Here is a 1,801-nt window from a genome sequence, read left to right on the forward strand (position 1 = left end):
ATTTACTTTTCGCGCTCCAAGATTCCTTATGATAGGGAAAATCAAATAGAATCCGGCGCACAATATTTAGGACATTTAGGAATCTATGCGTTTAGCGGTGAAAGCCTGCAGGCTTTTTGTAATTTACCAAAATCTACTTTGGAATCTATAGAAAAACTAGAGCAATTGCGTGCTTTAGAATACTCTAAAACCATTGTAATGGCAAAAGTAGAATCACAATCTTTTGGAATTGACACCAAAGAGGATTTGGAACGCGCCTTAAAAATGTTTTCTAAGTAGCTTTTAAAATTATTAAGATTTTGCATATATGCTCGTAATGACACAATTACCCTTGCGATTCTTATATTTGACTTGCTTCGTTTTTCACTGCGTTCGCCTCTTGCAAGGACGAATAATCAAGATAAATATAAGATTACATTAAGCTTTTTATGGTAAAAGCCAAAGGTTATTTTGCAAAAGTTTCAAGCAAGCAAAATTAAAAATAAAAACTAAAAATATCATCTTAGGGAGTTATTATGGAATCTAAAAAAGTTTATTTAGATAATAATGCAACCACTATGCTAGACCCACAGGCTAAAGAGTTAATGGAATCTTATTTTTGCCAAAAATATGGCAATCCAAACTCCTTGCATAGTTTTGGCACAGAAACACACATAGCAATTCGTGAGGCGTTTAATCATCTCTATGAAGGAATTAATGCGCACGATGAAGACGACATCATCATCACTTCTTGCGCGACAGAAAGCAACAATTGGGTTTTAAAAGGTGTGTATTTTGATACTTTGCGCTTTGGTGAAAAGAATCATATCATCACGACACAAGTAGAACACCCTGCAATTCGTTCAACCTGTCAATTTTTGGAATCTCTAGGTGTAGAAGTAACTTATCTGCCTATTGGAGAAAATGGCACACTAGATGCAAGTGCAGTAGAAAATGCTATCACAGATAAAACCGCATTGGTTAGCGTAATGTGGGCAAACAACGAAACGGGGATTATTTTCCCTATTCAAGAAATTGGGGCAATTTGCAAAAAGAAAGGAGTGCTTTTCCACACGGACGCAGTGCAAGCTATCGGCAAAATTCCCGTTGATGTGCAAAAGGCACAAGTAGATTTCTTAAGTTTCAGCGGGCATAAATTCCACGCACCTAAAGGAATCGGTGGGCTTTATATTCGCAAAGACATTAAGCTTACCCCTTTATTTCACGGAGGAGAACATATGGGTGGCAAGCGTAGCGGGACTCTCAATGTCCCTTATATCGTAGCATTAGGAGAAGCAATGCGACAGGCTTCACTTCATTTAGATTTTGAACGCAACAATGTGCGTCATTTGCGTGATAGATTAGAAGATGCTTTACTAGAGATTCCAGATGTTTTTGTCATAGGCGAGCGGGCTTTGCGTGTGCCAAATACGATTCTAGTAAGCATTCGTGGAGTAGAGGGAGAGGCGATGTTGTGGGATTTAAACAAATATGGTATTGCTTGCTCCACAGGAAGCGCGTGTGCAAGTGAGGACTTGGAAGCAAATCCTGTAATGAGCGCGATTGGCGCAGATAAAGAATTAGCACATACTGCAATTAGAATTTCACTTAGTCGCTTTAATACAAAAGAAGAAATTGACTATGCAATGGAAGTTTTTAAAAAATCTATTGCACGTTTGCGCTCTATTTCAAGTAGTTATTAAAGAAACAAATTAAGAATTAAAGGAAAAAGAATGGCAAAAAATGAATTATTAGGCGGTGCGTTATGGGACGCATATAGCAAAAAAGTAAGCGAAAGAATGGACAACCCAACTCATTTAGG

General features: G+C 37.7%; 1 protein-coding gene and 1 pseudogene. Both read left to right on the forward strand.

The window, feature by feature from the left end; genetic code table 11:
* Positions 1-279, forward strand: a pseudogene (locus tag Q1553_RS00220) (3-deoxy-manno-octulosonate cytidylyltransferase); the annotation flags it as partial.
* A 236-nt stretch (positions 280-515) separates the two neighbouring features.
* Positions 516-1,682: a NifS family cysteine desulfurase gene (locus Q1553_RS00225; protein WP_115551010.1), complete on the forward strand. Its 1,167-nt coding sequence runs from the start codon at positions 516-518 to the stop codon at positions 1,680-1,682.
* Positions 1,683-1,801 lie beyond the last annotated feature (119 nt).

Source organism: Helicobacter sp. UBA3407 (genome assembly GCF_949747025.1).
GTDB classification, from domain to species: Bacteria; Campylobacterota; Campylobacteria; order Campylobacterales; family Helicobacteraceae; genus Helicobacter_D; species Helicobacter_D ganmani.

Bases quoted from the DNA above. Each gene is read 5' to 3' on its own strand.
- Q1553_RS00225 (WP_115551010.1), top strand. From the start codon at position 516: ATGGAATCTAAAAAAGTTTATTTAGATAATAATGCAACCACTATGCTA.